This window comes from Marinobacter sp. HL-58, from assembly GCF_001314605.1.
Classification (GTDB): domain Bacteria; phylum Pseudomonadota; class Gammaproteobacteria; order Pseudomonadales; family Oleiphilaceae; genus Marinobacter.
Window position 1 is genome coordinate 53,988 of the sequence record NZ_LIHP01000016.1, and the last position, 21,584, is coordinate 75,571.

A 21,584-nucleotide genomic window follows, 5' to 3' on the forward strand; every position below is an offset into this window, starting at 1 on the left:
CTTAACCGGTCAGCAGATACCTGAACAATCTTGCTTGTCATTGTCATCCGCCGTGCCGGCTACATACCAGCAACAAAGCTCAATGTTTTTTTGGGATGTGCAACCCCTTACTTGTGAGACTTTGACACTTTCCATCTTTCAGGTGAGCGTGAACGTTAGCAATGACCCAAATGGGCTAACCCTGGGAGGTGATGTTGCTATATCGGCGGATAATTCTACAGCTGGTCAGTTAGGCAGTTAGCCAACGAGCGCTGAAATAATGAAAACCTACGGCCTAGGATCAAAGCAGCGATCTCCCAGATGGTGGATCAAGGGATCGTACTGTGCTTCGGAGAGGCCATTGTTCAATACGACTCAATCGACGGCAACCAATAGGCGTTCTGCCCCAACCGACCAAAGCCTGCAGGTTCGCGGTGTTGGTATGCTTTTCGCTGGTTATCTGCCATGGTGCTCTGGCCGTCGGCATCTCTTACGTAACGGGCCAGTGTCATCGCGGCAGGCACCCCATAGCGGGCCCCCGAGGATGCGCAGGTCCAGATGTGTCGCAGGGTAAGCGCAGCGTCAGAGTCCATTCGGTCCAAGTAGGCCAGTCCGAACGCACAGGCTTCCAACGTCAAGTCGTCATGACCACAAAGCCGTGACATTGCGGTGGGTCGTCCCTGGACATCGAAGGTGTAAGTCTTACCAATGTCATGAAGCAGCCCGGCTACAAAGCCCATTTCCTGTAATGCCCTTGGCATCCTAGGCTCGTTGATTCGGATCATGTTCAGCACACCCTTAGCCACCTCCAGTGAATGCACCAGCAATCCACCCGGGTAGTTATGGTGGTAGTTCTTGCTGGCCGGCGCCCGCAGGAATGTTTCCAGCCGATCCCGACGCTCCAGTACCCGCTTGATGAACGCCTGCAGATGTTCAGATTCAAGCGCACGCACTGTATCAATCAACTGATCGAGGAAGTCCGGCCTCGGGCAAACCATTCGCGGCAGTGTTTGCAGCGCCGGCAAGTAGGCCACATCCTTCGGAAGCGGTCGACGGATGTCCGTCAGAAGGATGGTGCTTTCCTCTGGACCAATGCATACCTGCCCTTTCGCCACCACCAGTTCCATATGACCCAAGCATTCCGGAATAGGAATCGAATCGATCACCGCCAGCACCACACAATCGCCTGCACAGCTGCTCAACCTCAACTTCAGATACGGAATGCCCTCGTCGTCAAAACACGCTACTCGTCCGGTCAGCCGGTACGTTCCAGTAAAGGTTTCCTGCAGAATCGGGCGAAACTCATTCAGTTTCATCGTCCACCTCCTGATTGGCGGTTACACGGTTTTGGATCAAGCGCTCGAAGGCGCTGCCATCCATACGGGTCACATTAGGAATAAAGCGGGAATACACTTTGAACAGCATCTCGGTGGAGGAGTGCCCCAACACTCGCGCAACCCACTCAGGGTTTTCTCCGGATGCCAACAGCAAGGTGGCTGCGGTATGCCGTGTCTGGTAAGGCCGACGCTTCTTTAAATTCAGGGCTTGAAGTAAGGGGTACCACACCCTCTTGGTCATGTTGTTGTGATCAAGAGGCTCACCGAGACGATTACAGAATACGAACTTGCTCAGTTTTCCGGTTGCCTCATGCTGAGCCTTGAGTGCGTCGTAAACCGGGCCAAACATAGGGATTTCCCGCTGGGAGCCATCGGTTTTGGTGTACTCGGTCTTACCGTTGATCAGCGTCTCGCGAACGAGAATCTCGCGCTTCTCAAAATCAACGTGCTCCCACTTCAAGCCATCGATTTCGCCCGTGCGCATGCCGGTGTAGAAGCGAACCAGGTAGTAATTCTGGTAGTCCTTCCGCACATACTTGGTAATCCGCTCTACCTCATCCAGAGAAAAAGGTTCGATGTTTACTTTCTTCAGCTTCAGCGGCTTGATGTTGCGATACGGGTTCGCAAAGTCGAAGCGCTCGGCGCCTTCGGTCAGAATCATCCGCAGAATCGCCATGTGGCTATTGATGGTCTTGGGAGCCATCTGGATATTGCCCGCCCTACCCTTGCGGCTCGCCAGCTTGTTGCGGGCTGCCAGGATGTTGGCTTTGGTGATTTCTGTCAGACGTTTGTTTTTAAATGCCGGCTTGAGAGAGCTCTCAAGAATAGACTCAACATTGCGTAGATGAGAGGCGCGCCATTGAATCTTGTTCTCCTCAAGCCACAGGTCGGCGAAATCAGGGAACAGCGGCGACTGATCGGTTTCCTGATCCGGATAAGCCATTACATTGGAAGCCCGACCCGTTCCGGATAGCGCGCCTGCCTTGGCCAGCTTTTTCAAGTTCTTGCTGCCCGGAAAGAATTCAGCGTAGTCGAATTCACCCAGAAGGATTTTGGCCTCAACCTTCTGAAGAAGAGCTTCGCATTTTTTACGATTGGCCGGCGTATCCGGCAGCGCGGTCTGTTCCCTGCACCGCAGCCCCTCGCACATAAAATCCAGATAAAGCTTGCCGGTCTCCTTACGCTCTCTCACCTTACCCATGACATACCGCTCCGCTTGCCATAGGAATTGACAGGTGTTCGTGCTCACGAGCACTGACCAGCATTTCCTTTTCAACTTCTTCCCAGAGAAAGAGAATTTTCCGCCGGCCAAAAGGCTTGATGTAATGCTTGCCCTCCAGCAGTACCGTGTCTTTAAGACATTGACGAATTGTCCGGCAGTCGTATTTGATGCGGCCAGCCAGCTCTTCAGTGGTCAGGTAGGTGTAGGAATTTTCCATCGAAATTTTCCTTCTGTTGCGCTACGCTAAATCAACAAAAGACATTCTCCGTATCAGAATGCCACCCTAAATGACATTTTAGGCAGAAAAATTACATTTGCAAGCACTTTTTGTCATTCTGAATAACATTTTTAAATTAAGGATGATCAGAAATGGTTCGATGCCATCTCGCTCGGCTGATGGGCGAGCGAAAAATGAAGATCGTGGACGTAGCCAGAGAGACGGGTCTTAACAGGAATACTGTAACCCTGCTCTACAAAGAAACGGCGCAAAGGATAGACCTGGAAGCTATTGAGAAACTCTGCCAATTATTTGAATGCCAGGTGGGAGATCTGCTCGAGTTGCAAGAGGATCATTGAGCAAATGAGATGGTTAAAAGGCCACTCTCATTCAATCAACATGTTTTGGCGCAGTTTTGCTCCATCGCTTGACCCGTCGCGGGCCTCCCTACTTCTTTGCTGTGACCACAAAGCAGACCTTTTCAGATGGGGGCCTACTCAATCCGCTATTCGAAAACAAAGCACGCTGAGGTCTCAAAGCGAACATTTAGAATGGGCGGACAACGACCGGCACAGCCAAGCTAATGCCCCATAATTGGAAACCGGATACACCTGACAAACTGTAATGCCCAGGCGCTTACTCGCTGAAAATAGCGGCGCGTTTTATCGCCTCATGAGAAATTCGGGCTAGTCCACGAATTACCTCAGAGGCCAAAATGTTTTATTTTCCGATAGAGGGTGGCTCGTGTTATCCCTAATTCTCGAGCTGCGGCACTGACGTTGTGATTGTGTTTCTCAAGCACACATCGCACCGCCTCGCGCTCTGCAGAGGCGAGTGTGCCGCCCTCGCCGACATCCACCTCCGCAGTGTCATTTTGGGCCTTGATGTCCTCGGGCAAATGCTCAACATCGATAATTCCCTGAGTAGAAAGCGCCTGGCCAAGATTCAGTGCCTGCTGGAGCTCTCTGATATTACCTCTCCACGAATGGCGCCTTAAGAGATTACGAGCCTCGGATGTCAGAATTGATGGGGAATCTTCCTGTGACATTGATGCCAGCAAGTGATCAATCAAAGCATCGAGGTCTTCACGCTCCCGCAGAGCAGGGAGCTGCACCCTGAGGCCATTGATCCGGTAATAAAGATCGCTCCTAAAGTCCCCACTCTCCATAAGCTCATCAAGATTCCGATGCGTCGCACAGACCAGAGAAAACGAGACGGGCCGAGGCTTCTCTTCTCCAAGCCTGGTGACAGTGCGCTCCTGCAAAACACGTAACAAACGTGCTTGAAATTCCACTGGCATATCGCCTATTTCATCCAGGAAGAGCGTACCGCCGCTCGCCTCCTCAAATTTCCCCTTGGCCCCACCACGTCTGGCACCAGTAAATGCGCCGTCTGCGTAGCCAAACAACTCTGATTCGATCAGCCCAGCAGGAATAGCCGAGCAGTTCACTGCAATAAACGCACCCTTTGAAGAAGGCCCATTGGCATGTAGCGAGCGCGCTAAAACCTCTTTGCCCGTGCCAGTTTCTCCAGTTACCAGAACCGGAACTCCAAACTGGAAGGCCCGATGCGCCTTGTCGAAAAGTGATTGTGTAGGCTTGCCCACGTAAAAAGACTGAGCGATGTCGGGCCGTTTTTGCGGTGGCATCGATTTGACGCTCAAAGGCCCTTTGCGAAGACTTTCAACTTTAAGGAAAAGCCTTGCCCCATTGTGACATTCCACCTCAACAGGGTTTTGTTGTAATCCCTCAATCTCGGCAACGCGGCAAGAGAATACGTCTTTGAAACAGACATGACTCTGCTTCTGCTTGAGAGCATCGAGATCCAGCATTTGCCTGGCCGAGGGGTTTGCACCTAAAACTTCACCGTCTTCGCCAAAATGTATCAAACCACGCACGGGTGACTGTGTAAGCTCCGGGCGATAGTGAAGCGCAAGGACAAAGGCGCCACGCAAATCGTCGACCATTCGATTCTCAACAGCCCGAGTTGCGAGCGCAACCGACTCCACAATACCGACCGGCCGGCCATCATAAGGTTTCGAGGCGTTCAAAGCCCCAACCAGCGTCCCGGCAGGGTCAAAAATGGGTACTGCCACACAAGATAGATCCCAGAGTGAATGCAAGAAATGTTCTCTACCACAAACAACCGAAGGCCTGCCTTCTATCAAAGCGCAACCAGGGGCATTGGTTCCGGCTATCTCTTCTGAAAGGTCGATACCAGCATTCAAAGCGGCTCCGAGCACTTCGTAGCAGGGACTGTCATTGCCGAAATATTTAATGCTGTGACCTTCTCTCTCCACACAGGCCAAGACCCAACCTGCAGAACTCATTGAACGGAACAAGCGTTGCATTTCAGGCTCTGCATATGTCAGGAGCCGCTGGTACTGATTGCGGACATGAGAGATCTGGTCGAATCGTGCGGCCTCACGTAAGACCTGTTCCGTGGGGGACACTCCATGTTGTCTGCATCTTAGCCAGGAACGCAAAACCTCATCCCGCACCAACTGGGACGGTACAACACGTCCTTCATCAAACAACATACGCGCTTGCTGGATCTGAGTATTCAGGTCAACGATCTTTTTATGCATAACGATACCCACGGCTCTGTATTGTTTTTATTCAACCCTACACTTTTAGTGTATTGAAACGATCCACTTTTTTCCAAAAACTGAAGTATTGAAGCTAAAAAACCTATTAGATCACTGTTTCAAAAGGACTTTCAAAAACCCTGACGATCTGGCATATCGATTGCTGAACATTGAGTGCAATACCAACAAAACTAATAAGAGGCTGCACTATGTCATCTGTATCAAACTATAAGCACAAAAGTTTACTCCATTTCAGAATTAGAAATGTCATCTTCGCTTCTGCTGGTCTGGCCACCATGTTGCTGTGTTCTGGCAATGCAATGGCTATTGACGTTGATGCCGGGGACTACACGGCGCTTCCCGCCGGCACCAATCTTGGAATGGTCTACTACCAATACGCCACTGCCGATTCCCTCTACTCGGATGGCGACAAGGCCCCCATTAATGCTGGATTAGACTCACAGGTAGGAATCCTGCGTGGGGTCCATTTCACTGAAATAGGCGGCTATATCGTAGACCCGCAATTCCTCCTCCCGTTCGGCAAAGTAGAGGGAAAAGACGATACATCTGCCCTTGGTGACACCAGTGGCATCGGCGACTTGATACTTGCGGCGACTGTTTGGCTTGTAAACGAACCCGAGAGCAACACCTATTTCGGCATTACTCCGTTCCTGTATGTCCCGGTAGGGAGTTACGATCGAAATGACACATTAAACCTTGGCGAAAACCGGTGGAAATCTGCATTACAGGCGGGTTACATAACCGGTCTCACCTCTAACATCTCATTAGACTTGGTTGGTGACGTCACTTTTTTCGGCAAGAATGACGAACTCGGTGCCTCCAAGGCCACTCTGGAACAGGACCCTTTGTATCAATTCCAGGGGTTCCTGCGTTATCACGTAACGCCGCAATGGGACCTTCGCACCGGCATTTCTCATACCTTTGGCGGTGAGTCACAGATAAACGATATTAACCAGGACAATGATCTTGCCACGACCAAGATGACAATCGGTACGGCATGGTTTGCTAATCCGGGGCTGCAACTAATCGCAAATTATGGAAGAGATTTGTCCGTAGAAAATGGATTTAAAGAACAACATCGACTCAACTTTCGTATTCTAAAAGCGTTTTAAGTTCCCATAAAACAGTAATAAAAACAAAAGGACATAGAAATGAAGCTGATTAATAATCACTACAAAGGCCGTTTCATAAAAAAATCGTTAAGTAGTGCATTAGTTCCATTTTTAGCAATCGGAGCCAGTACTGCTATTGCCGCCGATCAGGTTGACCAAAGCTATATCATTGAAAATGCAAAGACCGGGAAGGACTGGCCCACCCATGGTTTTGATTATGCGGAGACGCGCTTTAGCCCTCTTTCCCAAATTTCAGCGGACAACGTCGAAAACCTCGGACTTGCATGGTCCTACAACCTTGGGTCTGAGCGAGGAATCGAGGCTACTCCGCTTGTTGTGGATGGCGTGATGTACGTTACTGCTTCCTGGAGCATTGTACATGCACTTGATGCAAAGACCGGCAAAAAACTCTGGACCTACGACCCTGAAGTACCTGGCGAGGCGGGCTCAAGGGGTTGTTGTGATGTTGTAAACCGCGGTGTGGCAGTGCACTACGGAAATGTCTATGTTGCATCCTACGATGGTCGATTGATCGCTATTGATGCAAAAACCGGCGAAAAAGTCTGGGAAACGAACACTCTGCCCGACAACGACATGAGCTACACGATTACCGGCGCACCTCGGATTGTTAACGGCAACGTGATCATAGGCAATGGGGGGGCCGAATTTGGAGTCAGGGGCTACATCACAGCTTACGACGCGAAAACCGGAGCACAGAAATGGCGTTGGTATACCGTGCCGGGAAATCCGAACGAACCGTTTGAAAACGGAGCCATGGCTCGCGCCGCAAAAACCTGGGACCCGAGTGGAAAATACTGGGAGGCCGGTGGCGGCGGCACTGTATGGGACTCCATCGTTTTTGATCCGGACCTGAATCTATTATATGTCGGCACAGGTAACGGCTCTCCATGGTCACACAAGAAGCGTAGCCCGGAAGGTGGAGATAACCTCTATCTATCCTCAATTGTTGCTCTCAATGCCGACACTGGAGAGTACGTGTGGCATTACCAAGCCACGCCCGGTGATAACTGGGACTATACTTCAGCGCAGGACATGATTCTCAGCGAGCTCACAATTGATGGAGAGCGTCGTAAAGTAATCATGCAAGCTCCCAAAAACGGCTTCTTTTTTGTTCTCGACCGGACAAACGGTGAATTCATATCGGCCGACAATTATGTCGATGTTAATTGGGCCACGGGATACGACAGCAATGGTCGTCCAATAGAAGTTCCTGAAGCACGATCCATGGACGAACCCTTCGATATCATCCCTGGGCCTTTTGGTGGACATAATTGGCACTCAATGTCTTTTAACCACCAAACCGGCCTAGCTTACTTCCCGTCTCAGCACATCCCTATCACAATGGTCGAGGACCCCTCCTGGGAAAGCATAGAAAGCAATGAGCCGGGACAACCCATGAGTGGCGTAGGTTGGAACACCGCTTTCCAACTCAACGTAGCGCCACCATCAAGCAAGCCGTTCGGGAGACTTACAGCCTGGGATCCCATTACACAGCAGGAAGCCTGGCGTTACGAACACGTCTCTCCATGGAACGGCGGAACCCTGACAACGGCCGGCGATCTGGTATTTCAGGGAACCGCAGATGCTCGCTTTATGGCGTTCAACGCGCAAACTGGTGACCCCCTATGGGAATCCCCAATGGGTACCGGCGTCATCGCAGCGCCCATCACCTATGAAGTGGACGGCACTCAGTATGTCTCTATTGCGGCGGGCTGGGGCGGTGTTTTTGGAAAATCCCAGAGGGCCTCCGACCTCAAGACCGCCGGCACTGTTTATACATTTGTCCTGAACGGTGATGCCGAGATGCCTGAGTTCACCAAGTATCAGCTGAACTCACTGGTTTCCGGCGTTGAATATAATCCCGACTTTATTGAAGAAGGCACGGCTCTCTACGTCAGTAATTGCGTGTTCTGTCATGGTGTTCCTGGTGTAGACAAGGGCGGAAATATTCCAAACCTGGGCTACTCAAAGGAATCAGTTATTGAAAACCTGGACGCCTTCCTGTTTCACGGTCCATTCGTTTCCAGTGGCATGCCTGATTTTACCGAAACGCTGAATGAGACAGATGTCGAGAAAATAAAAGCGTTTATTCAGGGTACTGCAGACGCTATCCGTCCGAAAAGTCAGTGATTTGAGGGAAAACAATGAATACGTTTACAAAACATCCACATGGTTTAGAGAACAAAACCCTGGCGTTTCTGGCTCGTCAAAATCACCGTATGCTGATAGGCGGCCAATGGGTTGATGCTCTGGAAAACAAACGCATAGAGGTAGAAAACCCGGCTGAAGAAACGGTTATAGGAAGCATACCACTTGCACATCCTGATGACGTTAACAAAGCGGTTAGCTGTGCAAAAAGTGCGTTCAATAGTGACGACTGGGGCCGAATGAGACCCTCCGCCCGTCAGAAAATGCTTCTTAAACTTGCAGATCTGATCGAGCGAGATGCCAGAATCATTGCTGAGCTGGACGCTATCGACAACGGCAAGTCTGTTGCTGTTGCCGAAGCTGTTGACGTAAGCCTGGGACTGGAATTCTTTCGCTACATGGCCGGATGGGCAACAAAAATTGAGGGCTCGACTCTTGATGTGTCCATGCCCTTTGCCCCGGCTGACTCTGACTTTTCTGCATATACCCGGCGCGAACCCGTCGGTGTTGTTGCCGCGATCATACCGTGGAACTTTCCATTTCTGATGGCCTGCTGGAAGCTGGCTCCGGCACTTGCAGCGGGCTGCACGGTTGTGTTGAAGCCTGCGGAACAAACCTCCCTCTCTGCGCTCTATCTGGGCGAGCTCATCGGAGAGGCAAACTTTCCTGACGGGGTTGTCAATATCATTACTGGCGAGGGCCAGAGCGCTGGGTCGACACTGATAACTCATCCTGACATCAACAAGATTAGTTTTACGGGATCCACTGAAGTGGGTCAGATCATAGGCCGTGCTGCGATGGATAATATGGCGCGAGTTACCTTAGAGCTCGGGGGCAAGTCTCCCATGATTGTCCTCGCTGACTGTGATCCCGAGAAGGCTGCGCAAGGCGCAGCGGCCGCAATCTTCTTCAACCATGGGCAAACTTGCAGTGCAGGCTCGCGACTTTACGTCCACCGAAGCATTTACAGTGAGGTCCTGGATCGGCTCGCCGAGTTGGCAGAGGCCATCCCCCTGGGCCCCGGCCTGGATCCATCGGCTCAAATGGGACCACTCGTGTCTAGGGTGCAGCTGGACAGGGTCTGTCACTACATTGAAACGGGCCGCCATGAAGGTGCACGCCTGGTGACTGGTGGCGAACGTGCTGACCGCAAAGGTTATTACGTTAAGCCCACTATATTTGCGACCGAAGACGATTCTATTGTCATAGCCAAAGACGAGATCTTTGGTCCCGTTCTGGTGGTCATTCCGTTTGATAATATCGAGAATGTCGTAGACCGGGCCAATGATAGTCGTTATGGCCTGGCGGCCAGTATCTGGTCAAACGATCTTTCCCAGGTGCAAAGCTTAATCCCGAAATTAAAAGCAGGCACTGTTTGGGTAAATGGGCACAACATGCTTGACGCCAACATTCCATTCGGGGGCTATAAACTCTCCGGGTTTGGACGTGATATGGGTAAGCAGTCACTCGATTCATATCTTGAAACAAAGTCGGTTGTCATTGCCCTTTAGGAAAAACGATAAACCCCGACTCTGAGAAGCCGGGGCTTATCCCTGATAGGTCAAACATTCAACTTCAGAGAGTCGAATAACGCCTTCCCCAGAGGAGAGCCACAGAGCTTCACCGGTGTGTAGATGAAGAGAATGATGCAGGCCTGGTTTAAGGCTCCTTGCTCGATTCCGCTCGAAATAGTCAGGTATCAATGCGGCGAGGAGTGCGAGCAAAACACCGGCCAATGTATTTACAGTTTGGCAAGGAATAACAAATGCTAAAAGAAGCCAATAACCTCAGAAGCTTGGAAAAGAGCCAAGCCACGCTAAACTCGCTCCCGGTTCCTGACATTGGGCAGGACGAAGTCGAAATGGCGCGATTGTCCAAGGTCATGATTGCTGATTATCAGCCGCTTTTTCGAGACGCCATACGCGATATTATTTTAGTAAATCATGATTGCGAACGCGTCTTCGAAGTATCCAGCTTGGAAGATGCCATGGAAATCATCAGTAAGCATGGCAACCTTGATATTATCTTCTTCGATCTTGACATGCCGGAGATGCAGGGGCTTGGCGGTCTCGGTAGCTTAAATGAGATCGCGCCTTCACTACCCATCATCGTTATGTCATTCAGATTAAACAGGTATCTCGCGTCTCAGGCGATCGGCCACGGTGCTATGGGAGTCGTGGCGAAAACTGCATCCAGACATGAAATTGTTGACGCTATTCGACAAATTCTGGGTGGCAAAATTTGCATTTGTGCAGGCTCTGACGAATTCGAAAGTGGTAATGGCCGAGCCAGCTCAGAAGCAGAGGGGGATCTCAGCCAGCTTCAATCTTTAACGAAGCGACAGCAGACAGTTTTAGAGAGAATGACACTTGGAGAGTCCAACAAACAGATTGCGTACAAGTTGCACCTCGCCGAAACCACTGTTAAGGCTCATGTTTCGGCAGTCTTACGTAAGCTGAATGCTCAGAACCGCGTGCAGGCGATTCTTACAGCAAGTTGTCTCGACCTAGTTTCCCGAATGCGCAAATAGCCGGGTGTTTCGATTCAGGGAGACCTAAAACGAAGTCGGATTCGAAGACTGACTGAAAAATCAAATCAGCCGGTGGGTGCCGAGAGATTTCCAACTGGCAGTTTTGGGAACGAATGTCAGGAACATTCGGTGCTTATGTAAGCATCCCTGTTTTAGTTGAACCGCGGATTAGGGTTTTCCGCCCCGTTGTGTTATGCCAAACATTCGAATGTCGGAGGGTCTTTCGGTGACTCGGGGGGAAGGCAATCAGGTCACGCAGCCGAAGAAAAGGTCCGCTTTTGGGTCAAATTCGGTCGTTTCTGAATGTCCGCTTTTGTTAAAGCTTCTACTTATGCTGGGGGCCTCGCCACACCAAGCCTATGAGTGAAGCTACCCCGGTTCAGACTCCTTTCACTGGCTCATCTCGTCGCGGTAAAAAGGCCCGCTTTCCAATTGAGGCCATGCGGTATAGTCGAAATTGACCCGACCCAGGCATGTAGCGGTTAAGCCTGAGCAGAGCAAGTCATCGTCTGCCAAACTATGGTTGAATCAACAGGGGTCGATAAGAATGAGAGCGATAATATGGCAACAACAAAAATTCTAAGAGACGGTGACGATCTAGTGGTTGAGGTACCAGAGGACATACTGCTGGCGCTGGGCATTGGAATCGGGCAAAAGCTACATGTGTCACTCGAAGACGACAAAATTATTCTCGACCCCGCGCAGACCGATGACACTGCGGACGAGAATCAGGATTAGGTGAACACTCGGCAAAAAGGTCCGCTTTCCAATGAAACGGGCATCTTTACAGATGGCTTACCAATGTCCGCTTTTGTTTAGACGTCAGAGGATGTCTGGGAAAACCAGATATATGATTATCGACTGACTCCGAGAGCGACTCCGGTTCCCAGTGATTCGAATTGAAGGGCCACGTTACAGCAATCAAATCTCAATACTCTCAACTATCTCCAGAGCATCCTCCACTTCGACACCAAGGTATCGCACGGTACTGGACATATTTGTGTGCCCCAATAGCAACTGGACTGCTCGAAGATTTTTGGTCTTCTTGTAGATCAATGTTGCCTTGCTGCGTCTCATTGAGTGGGTGGCATAGACGGAAGGATCGAGTCCAATTCTGGTTATCCACTTCTTGACGATACGGGCATATTGATGAGTAGTGATGTGATCAAACTTCCTCATCCGGCTCGGCCATAAATAATCCATACCTGATAGTCCGCGAAATTTGATCCACGCTTCGACGGATTCGCGAGTCTTTTTGGTTATCTCAAACTGAACAGGCTGACTGGTTTTTTGCTGGATGACTTGCGCCCGATCCATAACCTCACCGTTTCTGGAAATATCTCGAACCAAAAGCTTTACCATATCGCAGGATCGGAGTTTGCAATCGATCGCCATGTTGAACATCGCCAGCTCGCGGATATTCTTTGCAATCTCCAACCAAATGCGGATAGCCCATATTTGTTCGAGTTTGAGTGGTAACTTCTGGCCAACGAGCTTCCCCTTGTTCCAGGGAGCTTTGCTGATAGGAAATGTCATGACGTGGCCCTCTTCGAGGGTAAGGGCCTTTAAGTATGGTTCAGAAGATCGTTCTCTGCCGCCTAACGGTCGCAAAGCGGACATTTGGGTTGGGTGATAACGCCGCCAGAATGCGCGGCTTTATAGTGAAGGCGCAGCCGCAACGAAAAAGAAGTCGCCGTGGTGCCAGGCCTGGCCTGGCCTGGCCTGGTTAGAGCGCCTACCGCCCCGGGATTGAGGATAGTAGTCGGCAGGCATATTGTTTTGGCCCCCATGAGAAGGCAAATGTATCCGACACCTCGTGCCAACGACCTTCTGGGTGCCCCGTTCCATGGTGAGCCCCCATGCACGAACACTCGCAGTGTAGCCCTTTCGCATTCCAACACGCCGGGGCGCACTTTTGGTGTTTTTTGTATAGCTGAATTACGTAGGCCTTGCCAAAGCGCCTGAGTACTTTCGCCGTGATTTCATCGAACCAAGCAATCGGTACTTCCCATGCTGAGAACTGCGGATTCCAATTAGGCTTATGCCGGCGATCTCCTCGAACCCACTGGAAATTATCGGCAGCGTATGGGAGCCGCAGTAACAATGGGGCTGGCCTCGACCTGCGAAAAACCACCGGTATGGCTTTTTGTTTCCACAACTCTCGCAGTCTTGGATCACGCTCATCCATGGTACCTCCACTGTATGTTGATAGCGCTTTAACGCACGGCTCACGCGCCGTGATGTTGAAGCTGCGATGTGGCGGAAAATCGGTTTCTGTGCAGCCGATTGTTATACATTTTCAATCAATCAACACTAAGTTAATGTAATGCGGTGCAATCTCATTTTCTTTACACCAAAGATCGAATCGCTCTCGTTCGCAACATACATAACCGCTACCATCATCATTCGTTACCATGTGGGTAAACGAATGAATAGGACGCAAATACTTTCCATCTTTCATGAATAGTCTTGTTGATATCAAGTTATCGGAAACCTCTTCAATTGAGGTCTCATATTCTTTATTGAGGTAGTCGTTCATTCCGTCATCCATCAGCAAATACCCACCTCCCATCGCCATTATTTGTACAACGGAGACTTCTGCCGCCGTTAATGGTGATGGCTCCCAAATATCATCATCTTCTCTGACCAAGTGCTTTTCTTTAGGCTCTAGCGTATTGTACATCCAGCCAACTCTCTCACCAGCCCTAACAGCTTTTGATATTAGTAATGGCTGAACATTATCCATGTGTAAACCATCACCCCATGGCATATTAATATCAAAAAATAAGGATATTTTCGACCACACAATTTCCAGTATCAGTTTTGCTGAATTATGTCGAATTGAGACAACTGAAACCCATTCACCTTTACCTCTGACAGTAACAAATGGGACACCATTAGCTTTTACCAATGCATACTGGCCAGAGGTTACTAAAGATGGAATACTCGGTATCCCAACTCCGGAACCATCCTCTAATGTTTTCTCTTCCAAAATATCGATAAACGCTGTCCTGAGGCCCTTTTCTGTCTTGTAACCGTCGTAGCCGTGAACAATACTGACAGGAGCTAGAGATTCCTGAACAAGACAATAGAATAAAATGCCTTCATCCTCAGGCAGGTTATGAATTCCACTATAGCGTTCTGGTGCGGTCTTCCCAGTAATCTGTGCGAAGTGTCGACGAGCGGAAGAAATATCTGGCTCGTATCCCTTGTGGATAAGCCTATGTTCGAAGTTGCGGGCGAACTTCTTTCTGATACCCGCTAAATGCTCAATCGCATCTTTGTATTCTTTTTTACCTAATGTCTTTTTAACCTCAAAAATGCACAGAACATTTTCGATTTTGTATATATATTGGTCAGTTAAACCATACCTTTCTCCAGAGCCATGAACGAGCATGCAGTCAACTTGTTCAGGTAGCATCTCTCCACCGACTGATATAAAACCGGATACAACGCTCAAGTCTAAGAATTTGGGGATCGAGAATTTTTGGTCTATTCCCTGTTTAGTTACCTCTTCATAGGCACTTCCCAGAGTTGGCATATGAGGCATATTGAAGCCCGACAACTTCTCTGTTTCTTCCTTGATGAATAGCTCTAGTAGCTCCGATGCTTTGGTAATCAATTATGCATCCTCAAATTTGGATTTCTGTATAACGCCGCATCCATCGGCTTGTCCGGTGCAATGCATTGTTACATTTCATCATTGTCCTGCGCTACAATCTCTAACCATCCCTCATCACCGATTGATCTAGTTGCTGGTTCTACGGGAATAACCGTTATTAAATCACGATGCTCTGGGGCAATACGGAGGCGCTTTACCAAGGCTCTCTTCTGAGATTCTGCTGAGCCATCTTTATCCAAACAGACCCAGACCATTGACTTTCCTTCTTCCTCGATAAGCTTTCTGAAAAGGCCATTAATGTGGCTATCGTCTATATTAAATCCATACCCCACAACAACTAAACGGTCGCACGCAACATATTCATCGTACAGCCCGACATACCTACGAGACATATCTACAGAGGTTAACGGCTTTAACCCGCTTTGGGTAAGAACAAAAGGAACGTGTATCTGATCCTCGGGAACTTGATCGGGATCATCTTCCGAAATTACTGAATTCTTGTATGGGTTATAGTAATCGGTCACGCCGCCATTTAGGTGCTGGACAGCAGGTATTTCAAAATCAAGGTCCTCAGATATCTTTTCAACCAAACTGTTATAGTTCGAAGTTCCAATTGCAGAAACCTTAAGTCCAAGTTGTTCACATCTTTCGAGGTCGTGATAATAGCCATTTTCTGGGAGGTCACCAATTTCATCTAATTGCTTAACTATATAATCTCTAGTTGCCCTAAGAAAAATTACCATTTTAGAAAATTTTGCCCATTCTGTTCTGGGTGAAAATAGGTATCTAAAATGACTATCGATTAACGATTGGTAGTCTAGAACTGTGGTAAATATATTTTCCAACACCTGCTGAGAAACAGCACATAAGATTTCAGATACATTGCCATTTTCCAGATTATAATTACGGCGTTTTTCAAGCAGCAGCTCTAAAGCGGTCAGGCCAGCGCGGCTAAACTCAAGCTTAAACATACCTGTAACGTCATCGAAAATCGGAATATCGTCCGGAGCAGCCTCAAAAAGCTCTTGGTTTAGCCGTTGCACCAAGTGCTGACCATGAGCTCCAACAAGTAGTTGAAGAAAAGCTCCTGCGTAACGTTGAAGATCAGCAGAGTTTTGACCACCACTAATAACACTTAGAATCGCGGAATATGATTCACTTCCAAAAAGCCTGACTTCATTGGCGAGGATTGGATTCATTCTTATTGCAGTTGAGTACAGGTGCTCGCCAAAGTCGGTATCCATCTGCTCATTGAATTTATCAATTAGAATGTCCTTTTCTATACCCAATTGAGAAAGAGCATACTCGACCTCTTCATCAAAGGCATTAAGCCTGCGTATGATTTCGTTTTTTCTGTATTCAATTGAGGATTCAATCAGCGCTGTAAATTCATTTTTACCGAATGCATGAATTCGCTGTGTTGCATAATTCTCTGGAAGCCAGCTAGTGGCATAATTGGTTCGAGGATCAATTTGTCCAAGCTGTTCACGCAGCTTTTTCTTATGTTCACTCACATCTTGTCGAAAGAGGTCGATGGCGAACTTCCCACCACTCGGAAGTCCATAACCTATCTCGGCTCCTGCCCCAAAGAAAAATCCTACTTTCATTCAACCTCCAAGTGGTCGTATTTCATTTAGATGTAACGCAGAGCGAAGCGGCCCGCCAAGGATGTCCGCCTTGCCCGTTTTGATATATCAATTAAAAAAATCCGGCACATTCTGGGGCTGTGGGTCAAGTACGTACGATACGATACCATGTCGCATATTCTCTAGAACTCCAGACCGGAACTCCTTGAATTCTGACACACTGTCTTTCCCCGATACGAAGGAGCGCCAATGAATGCTTTCTTCACCGATAGCAAGTTTAAATTTCAACAGCCGAGTAATGGCCATATGTGCAAAGAGTGCAGATGTTTCTTTGGCAACCGAGTGAATTAAAAAATGACTTCCGATGTCCTCCTGGGATTCTTCTAGGTTCCAAGAGTAGAATATGCTCTGAGCTATAGGTGATAGATCCCTCACGGTATCGCCGTTACCATTCGTGTAATAGACATCATCAATGACTACTTCCCAGTGCTGTGACTCACCGCCTTGCTCAGATTCCACGAATCGTTGCTTCTTACAGCTTATATGTACTCCTGCTCCAGATTTGACCGTGTATGAAAAATCGCCGGCAAGCATTCCAAGCAAGCTATTACACAAGGCGTTTTCGAAATTTATATTGTAGTTTTTCTGCGCTTTTCTCAGGTTTGAAAGAGGAAATAGAGCCCAAATATCCCATCTTGTCCTCCAAGCTACCAAGAGTGGAAGCTTTAGCGTGTCAGCATATTTCTGTAGCCGTTCTTTGTAGTCCGGCCTGAAAGACAGGGTATTCTTCCAACTAGATTTAACTTCAATTAAAACCGGAACATCTTTTCCGTTACACTCAAAAATTGCCAAAAGGTCAGGTGCCTGGATTAAAGCCGCAGACCCTTGGGGGTACTGGCTTTGATCCAATTTGTGTATCAACTTGCAGTTGCCAAGCCACCCACAAACGACACTGAACTCATCTTCTAGCGGGAGGCCTAGATCAAGCCGTTTCACTCGTTGAGCAACTTGCGAGGCATCAGCCGACCACCCAAGTTGCTCAAGAGATTCGTGAATCAATCTCTCCAGATCATCATTAGGCATCCAAACTCCCTTTGATATAACGCGGAGCGCACTGGCGGCCCGTCAGAGACGTCCGGCGGCCATCGGCAGCGTAATGGTGGGAATTGTTAGAGCCGTTACTCACGCCAGATACCCTTTTCCAATCTGGCGACCTCGTCTAAGAGCATCTGTTTGATAACGCTATCCCCTCGGCCGCCACAGACATAGACCGTTCGGGCGGCCTCAACTTTTTTGATTATCTCTGGCTGCATGTGAGTTCGTAGCGCTGAATACCAGGCCGTGTCCCCAAATCGTTCGTTATCAAAATCGAACTGATCAATGACTTTTCGCCATTCTGAAATATGCGCAGCTTTTTCCTGACGGACTGCTCTTTTCTTGTCGATCTGCCACCGAACCCATGGAGTGAGTAAGCCACCCAAAAATCCCAATACGGCTGTAACAAGACCCACTATTACGGTATCCATGGCTCGATCTCTAACAGCTGATTCAATGATAAATGGCACCTATTCCGCATGCGCATATCCCCAGCGGAAAATGACACCTTCGGCCATCGTAGTTAAACAATCAGAGATTTACGAGCACTTCTTTGAGCGCGTTGCACCGGGATAAACTCAGATTGTCGCTTGTTGCTCAAACTGCTGATTCGCTTATCCCAATATCACCTCCCCGCACTATTCCATTGCTTTCATAGGATCCACCTCAAAGCTCTTGAGCATCCAGTTGCCGAAGTTCTGCGACGATTGTCGTTGATCTGCGGGTGGTAGCCCTGCTCAGAGAGGGGGATGGAACGCCGTCCGTCCCAGTGTTCGCTTTTGTTTAAAAGCTTGGATTTATTCTGGCGCTCTTGCAACTCCTAGCCTATGAGTGAACCTATCTCGGTTCAGATTCCCCTCACTGGGTCATCTCGTCGCGGAAAAAAGATCCGCTTTCCAATGGAGGCAACTGCGGTATAGTCGGAATTGACCCGACCCAGGCCGATAGCGGTTACGTCTGAGGGGAGCAGGTCAATGGAAGCGAGGATTCAAGGTGGAATGACATGGGCAGGACTTCCAGGGTTTACAACCGGTATAGAAACGAAATTCGAGAAATTACCAGTCGTTACCCGGTGACAAATATACGCGTATTTGGCTCGGTTGCTCGTGGCGATGACGGCGATACCAGTGATCTCGATTTACTGGTGGACCCACTACCCGATACCACATTGTTGGATTTGGGCGGCCTTCAGGATGAGCTTCAGTCACTGCTAAAAGTAAAAATTGATCTGGTTACGCCAGGCGATTTGCCTATCAGGGTCAGGGCAACCGTAATAAGCGAGGCAAGACCCGTGTGAAAGATCTATAAGCCAAACTGCACTTGGCTCACATCAGATCAATACCAAAACTTGGAAGGTGGGTTGGACGGGTTCTACCCCATTCACTGCTTCTCTTCATGGTCCATCATGACCCCTCCTGAAATGCCTTCTCCGTCAAACCACGCCTCCCACTCCTCTGGGCCAGTAACGGGGTCCGTGGGTTGCTCAAATTTCTTCACTGAACCTTTCAGTCTCTCCAAGGGCTCCGACTCGTGGGGGAGCGGCCTTGCCAACACGTCCGCGTGGGCTCCATAGGCATCTAGGTCTTTGAGTAGCTTCTGCTCTGTCTGTCGTTTTTTTTTGCATGGGAACCTCTCGCTTCAAGATTTTCTTCTCATCTAGTTTACAAAACTGGCAAATCCATCGATCCAACACCACGACAGGCTCAAGATGAGATCACCGGTTGGTTTACATTGGAAAAATTTCCTAGCCCTGCTGTTAGCCGATCTCCTCGCGACAAAAAAGTCCGCTTTCCAATGAAGCGTGGCAGAACTCCAGACGAATATCGCCATAATGTGGCAGCTTGGGCTAGACTGGAACGTCACGAACACACCCAGAGTTGCAGCGCAGACAGACTACTCTCACCCGAAGACCAAAAACTGACTTACGGTCATTTTCCACCTAGCGCCAAGTCGAAGCGTCACAAGCCTTGGCACATATTTGTCACATATACGTCACATGGAATTTCTGCCGGCCCAAATGCAAAAAAGGCAGATCAGTAAGTGACTGATCTGCCTTTCTTAAATATGGTAGCGGGGGCAGGATTCGAACCTACGACCTTCGGGTTATGAGCCCGACGAGCTACCAGACTGCTCCACCCCGCAACAAACTTTTTTCGATTCTGCGCTTCGAATTCTGGTGTTTTCCGGGGCAACCCCCGATCAACGTGCGCGTATACTAAGGATTTGGTGGCAGGCTGTCAATCGATATTTTCAAAGAGATCCGTCGGGTATGTCAGCGCTTTGACGGTATCGGTGTTGACCATACCAACGGCATCGATCGCTTCCTGAACCGGGCGGAATGAGCGCCGGTGCTGGGTGGTGGCTCCAAGCCTGCCGAGGGCATCCAGGTGCACGGGTGTGGGATAGCCTTTGTGGCTGGCGAAGCCGTAGTCGGGATAGGTTTTGTGGAGCTCGGCCATCTCCCGGTCGCGGGTTACCTTGGCCAGTATGGAGGCGGCGCTGATGGCTTCCACACGGCTGTCGCCCTTGACGACTGGTTCCGATGGCCAGTGCCAGTCCGGGCAGCGGTTGCCATCCACCAGTACGTATTCCGGGCGGATGTGCAGGCCAGCTACCGCCCGCTCCATCGCCACCATCGTGGCCCGAAAGATATTCAGGCGGTCTATCTCATCTGCTTCACAACGGCCCAGGCTCCAGGAGGCAGCCTGTTCAATAATCTGATCGTACAGGGCCTCACGGCGCTTTTCGGTCAGCTTTTTGGAATCCGCCAGCCCGGGTATGGGTTTATCCGGGTCGAGAATCACCGCGGCTGTCACGACTGCACCCACCAACGGGCCGCGGCCGACCTCGTCCACACCTGCCAGCAGGCGTCCCTGATAACGACACTCAAACGGTGGCAGCGGTTTCCTGCTCATGGCTGTTTGCCCTCAATCAGCGCTGAAATCGCGGTTGCCGCCTGCTCGTCGGCATTCTGCCGTAGCTGCTCGTGCAGTCGGGAGAAAGCATCCACCAGGCGGGCGCGCTCGGTTTCGTTTTCCAGGCGTTCGAGAACGGCTTCGCCAAGGGATTCCGGCGTGGCGTCATCCTGCAGCAGCTCCGGCACCAGGGCCTCTTTGGCCAGCAGATTGGGCAGCGCAACATGGGGAACCTTCACCAGCCTCGACACCAGGGCGTAACTCATGCCGCTCAGCCGGTACCCGACCACCATGGGCTTTTTCAGCAGCATGGCCTCCAGGGTGGCGGTGCCGGATGCCAGCAAAACAACATCCGACGACGCCATCACCTCCCGGGAACGGCCCCGGACAATGGTCACTTCAAGCTTTACATCAAGAGCGTCTACGAGAGCGCGCACCTGCTGTTCCCGCTCCCGATTGACGCAGGGAATAACCAGCTGCAGATCCGGCCGCTTGCCCTGGATCCGGCGCGCAGCCTCGAGAAACAGGGTGCCAAGGCGCTCTACTTCCCCACCCCGGCTGCCCGGCAGAATGGCCAGCACCGGAGCATTGCCACGGAGCCCCAGAGCCTCGCGGGCACCGGCGGTATCCGGCGTCATCGGAATTCTGTCTGCCAGGGGGTGTCCCACAAACGCAACGGGGATGTTGTGCTCTTCATAGAACCGGGCTTCGAAAGGAAACAGCGTCAGCATGAGATTGACGGCTTTGGCGATCTTGAAAATACGCTTCTGGCGCCAGGCCCAGACCGAAGGGCTGACGTAGTGGGCGGTGAGCATGCCCGCATCGCGGCAACGACGCTCGACGCCCAGGGTAAAATCCGGGGAGTCGATGCCAATCACCACATCCGGTGGGGTTGCCAGCAGGTAGTCCATCAACCGGGCGCGGATACTGAACAGTTCACGGATGCGGCCAAGCACCTCCACCAGCCCCATGACGGAAAGCCGCTCCATGGGCACCAGGGAATGAAAGCCTTCAGCAACCATTTCCTCACCGCCAATACCCACGAACCGGGCATTGGGGTAGCGGATACGAAGCGAACGGATGAGGCCCGCGCCGAGAATATCGCCGGAGGCTTCTCCGGCCACGATGGCAATGGTTACTTTGCGGGTACTGACAACGGTGTTCTCGGGATGATCCGTCACCGGGGCACTCT

Annotated in this window: 18 protein-coding genes and 1 tRNA gene; 7 read left to right on the forward strand and 12 right to left on the reverse strand. The window is 50.2% G+C overall.

The features are described from left to right. Window positions 1–344: 344 nt before the first annotated feature. Genes HLUCCO03_RS12740 through HLUCCO03_RS12750 form a run of 3 tightly spaced genes read right to left on the reverse strand, consistent with a single transcriptional unit; the run spans window position 345 to window position 2,755 of the window. Window positions 345–1,295 (reverse strand): TraI domain-containing protein, encoded by a 951-nt coding sequence (locus HLUCCO03_RS12740; protein WP_027831488.1) that lies wholly within the window; start codon window positions 1,293–1,295, stop codon window positions 345–347. Beyond that, window positions 1,282–2,517: a site-specific integrase gene (locus tag HLUCCO03_RS12745; RefSeq protein WP_027831487.1), complete on the reverse strand. Its 1,236-nt coding sequence runs from the start codon at window positions 2,515–2,517 to the stop codon at window positions 1,282–1,284. The genes HLUCCO03_RS12740 and HLUCCO03_RS12745 overlap by 14 nt, the downstream gene beginning before the upstream one ends. Further along, complete coding sequence (locus tag HLUCCO03_RS12750) at window positions 2,510–2,755, reverse strand: hypothetical protein (RefSeq protein ID WP_008937850.1); 246 nt, start codon at window positions 2,753–2,755, stop codon at window positions 2,510–2,512. Before HLUCCO03_RS12750 ends, HLUCCO03_RS12745 begins: the two co-directional genes overlap by 8 nt. Before the next feature lie 152 nt (window positions 2,756–2,907). Here HLUCCO03_RS12750 and HLUCCO03_RS12755 point away from each other — a divergent pair, with 152 nt between their 5' ends. Then, window positions 2,908–3,114 (forward strand): helix-turn-helix transcriptional regulator, encoded by a 207-nt coding sequence (locus HLUCCO03_RS12755; RefSeq protein ID WP_027831486.1) that lies wholly within the window; start codon window positions 2,908–2,910, stop codon window positions 3,112–3,114. Window positions 3,115–3,458: 344 nt separating this feature from the next. Here the strand turns inward: HLUCCO03_RS12755 and HLUCCO03_RS12760 are convergent, their stop codons facing one another. Then, on the reverse strand, window positions 3,459–5,342 hold the full coding sequence (locus HLUCCO03_RS12760; RefSeq protein ID WP_027831485.1) for a sigma-54-dependent Fis family transcriptional regulator: 1,884 nt from the start codon (window positions 5,340–5,342) through the stop codon (window positions 3,459–3,461). Between the two features lie 209 nt (window positions 5,343–5,551). Here HLUCCO03_RS12760 and HLUCCO03_RS12765 point away from each other — a divergent pair, with 209 nt between their 5' ends. From HLUCCO03_RS12765 to HLUCCO03_RS12785, 5 genes are all read left to right on the forward strand, one after another. Next, complete coding sequence (locus tag HLUCCO03_RS12765; RefSeq protein ID WP_081813514.1) at window positions 5,552–6,475, forward strand: transporter; 924 nt, start codon at window positions 5,552–5,554, stop codon at window positions 6,473–6,475. A 39-nt stretch (window positions 6,476–6,514) separates the two neighbouring features. Beyond that, entirely contained in the window at window positions 6,515–8,626 is a 2,112-nt protein-coding gene (locus tag HLUCCO03_RS12770) for a PQQ-dependent dehydrogenase, methanol/ethanol family (RefSeq protein WP_081813513.1), read from the forward strand. Between the two features lie 14 nt (window positions 8,627–8,640). Then, complete coding sequence (locus tag HLUCCO03_RS12775; RefSeq protein WP_027831483.1) at window positions 8,641–10,155, forward strand: aldehyde dehydrogenase family protein; 1,515 nt, start codon at window positions 8,641–8,643, stop codon at window positions 10,153–10,155. 254 nt (window positions 10,156–10,409) lie between these two features. Further along, on the forward strand, window positions 10,410–11,174 hold the full coding sequence (locus tag HLUCCO03_RS12780; RefSeq protein ID WP_051603806.1) for a response regulator transcription factor: 765 nt from the start codon (window positions 10,410–10,412) through the stop codon (window positions 11,172–11,174). A 600-nt stretch (window positions 11,175–11,774) separates the two neighbouring features. Beyond that, window positions 11,775–11,912: an AbrB/MazE/SpoVT family DNA-binding domain-containing protein gene (locus HLUCCO03_RS12785; protein WP_292016715.1), complete on the forward strand. Its 138-nt coding sequence runs from the start codon at window positions 11,775–11,777 to the stop codon at window positions 11,910–11,912. A 183-nt stretch (window positions 11,913–12,095) separates the two neighbouring features. Here HLUCCO03_RS12785 and HLUCCO03_RS12790 read toward each other — a convergent pair whose 3' ends face one another. From HLUCCO03_RS12790 to HLUCCO03_RS12810, 5 genes are all read right to left on the reverse strand, one after another. Then, window positions 12,096–12,710: a tyrosine-type recombinase/integrase gene (locus HLUCCO03_RS12790; RefSeq protein ID WP_027831480.1), complete on the reverse strand. Its 615-nt coding sequence runs from the start codon at window positions 12,708–12,710 to the stop codon at window positions 12,096–12,098. A gap of 763 nt (window positions 12,711–13,473) precedes the next feature. Continuing rightward, window positions 13,474–14,796: a DUF6602 domain-containing protein gene (locus HLUCCO03_RS12795; protein WP_027831479.1), complete on the reverse strand. Its 1,323-nt coding sequence runs from the start codon at window positions 14,794–14,796 to the stop codon at window positions 13,474–13,476. Between the two features lie 68 nt (window positions 14,797–14,864). Continuing rightward, window positions 14,865–16,403 carry a hypothetical protein gene (locus HLUCCO03_RS12800; protein ID WP_292016716.1) on the reverse strand — a complete coding sequence of 513 codons (1,539 nt, stop codon included), beginning with the start codon at window positions 16,401–16,403 and terminating at the stop codon, window positions 14,865–14,867. Window positions 16,404–16,490: 87 nt separating this feature from the next. After that, window positions 16,491–17,465, reverse strand: coding sequence for a hypothetical protein (locus HLUCCO03_RS12805; protein WP_027831477.1), 975 nt, complete (start codon window positions 17,463–17,465; stop codon window positions 16,491–16,493). Window positions 17,466–17,560: 95 nt separating this feature from the next. Beyond that, the gene (locus HLUCCO03_RS12810) at window positions 17,561–17,908 is read right to left on the reverse strand and encodes a hypothetical protein (RefSeq protein WP_027831476.1); all 348 of its coding nucleotides are present in this window, start codon (window positions 17,906–17,908) and stop codon (window positions 17,561–17,563) included. Window positions 17,909–18,480: 572 nt separating this feature from the next. Between HLUCCO03_RS12810 and HLUCCO03_RS12815 the strand changes: the two genes are divergently transcribed. Continuing rightward, complete coding sequence (locus tag HLUCCO03_RS12815) at window positions 18,481–18,774, forward strand: nucleotidyltransferase family protein (RefSeq protein WP_027831475.1); 294 nt, start codon at window positions 18,481–18,483, stop codon at window positions 18,772–18,774. Between the two features lie 768 nt (window positions 18,775–19,542). On the opposite strand, the gene HLUCCO03_RS12820 is transcribed toward HLUCCO03_RS12815, so the two are convergent. The 3 genes from HLUCCO03_RS12820 to lpxB all read right to left on the reverse strand — a co-directional run bounded on the left by HLUCCO03_RS12820 (window position 19,543) and on the right by lpxB (window position 21,573). Then, a tRNA-Met gene (locus HLUCCO03_RS12820) sits at window positions 19,543–19,619 on the reverse strand. 95 nt (window positions 19,620–19,714) lie between these two features. After that, the gene (rnhB, locus tag HLUCCO03_RS12825) at window positions 19,715–20,392 is read right to left on the reverse strand and encodes a ribonuclease HII (RefSeq protein ID WP_027831474.1); all 678 of its coding nucleotides are present in this window, start codon (window positions 20,390–20,392) and stop codon (window positions 19,715–19,717) included. Continuing rightward, window positions 20,389–21,573, reverse strand: coding sequence for a lipid-A-disaccharide synthase (gene lpxB, locus HLUCCO03_RS12830; protein WP_027831473.1), 1,185 nt, complete (start codon window positions 21,571–21,573; stop codon window positions 20,389–20,391). The genes rnhB and lpxB overlap by 4 nt, the downstream gene beginning before the upstream one ends. Window positions 21,574–21,584 lie beyond the last annotated feature (11 nt).

Bases quoted from the DNA above. Each gene is read 5' to 3' on its own strand.
- HLUCCO03_RS12815 (WP_027831475.1), top strand. From the start codon at position 18,481: ATGGGCAGGACTTCCAGGGTTTACAACCGGTATAGAAACGAAATTCGA.
- HLUCCO03_RS12790 (WP_027831480.1), bottom strand. From the start codon at position 12,710: ATGACATTTCCTATCAGCAAAGCTCCCTGGAACAAGGGGAAGCTCGTT.
- HLUCCO03_RS12755 (WP_027831486.1), top strand. From the start codon at position 2,908: ATGGTTCGATGCCATCTCGCTCGGCTGATGGGCGAGCGAAAAATGAAG.
- HLUCCO03_RS12800 (WP_292016716.1), bottom strand. From the start codon at position 16,403: ATGAAAGTAGGATTTTTCTTTGGGGCAGGAGCCGAGATAGGTTATGGA.
- HLUCCO03_RS12760 (WP_027831485.1), bottom strand. From the start codon at position 5,342: ATGCATAAAAAGATCGTTGACCTGAATACTCAGATCCAGCAAGCGCGT.
- HLUCCO03_RS12745 (WP_027831487.1), bottom strand. From the start codon at position 2,517: ATGGGTAAGGTGAGAGAGCGTAAGGAGACCGGCAAGCTTTATCTGGAT.
- HLUCCO03_RS12750 (WP_008937850.1), bottom strand. From the start codon at position 2,755: ATGGAAAATTCCTACACCTACCTGACCACTGAAGAGCTGGCTGGCCGC.
- HLUCCO03_RS12780 (WP_051603806.1), top strand. From the start codon at position 10,410: ATGCTAAAAGAAGCCAATAACCTCAGAAGCTTGGAAAAGAGCCAAGCC.
- HLUCCO03_RS12810 (WP_027831476.1), bottom strand. From the start codon at position 17,908: ATGGATACCGTAATAGTGGGTCTTGTTACAGCCGTATTGGGATTTTTG.
- HLUCCO03_RS12770 (WP_081813513.1), top strand. From the start codon at position 6,515: ATGAAGCTGATTAATAATCACTACAAAGGCCGTTTCATAAAAAAATCG.
- HLUCCO03_RS12740 (WP_027831488.1), bottom strand. From the start codon at position 1,295: ATGAAACTGAATGAGTTTCGCCCGATTCTGCAGGAAACCTTTACTGGA.
- HLUCCO03_RS12805 (WP_027831477.1), bottom strand. From the start codon at position 17,465: ATGCCTAATGATGATCTGGAGAGATTGATTCACGAATCTCTTGAGCAA.
- rnhB (WP_027831474.1), bottom strand. From the start codon at position 20,392: ATGAGCAGGAAACCGCTGCCACCGTTTGAGTGTCGTTATCAGGGACGC.
- HLUCCO03_RS12765 (WP_081813514.1), top strand. From the start codon at position 5,552: ATGTCATCTGTATCAAACTATAAGCACAAAAGTTTACTCCATTTCAGA.
- HLUCCO03_RS12775 (WP_027831483.1), top strand. From the start codon at position 8,641: ATGAATACGTTTACAAAACATCCACATGGTTTAGAGAACAAAACCCTG.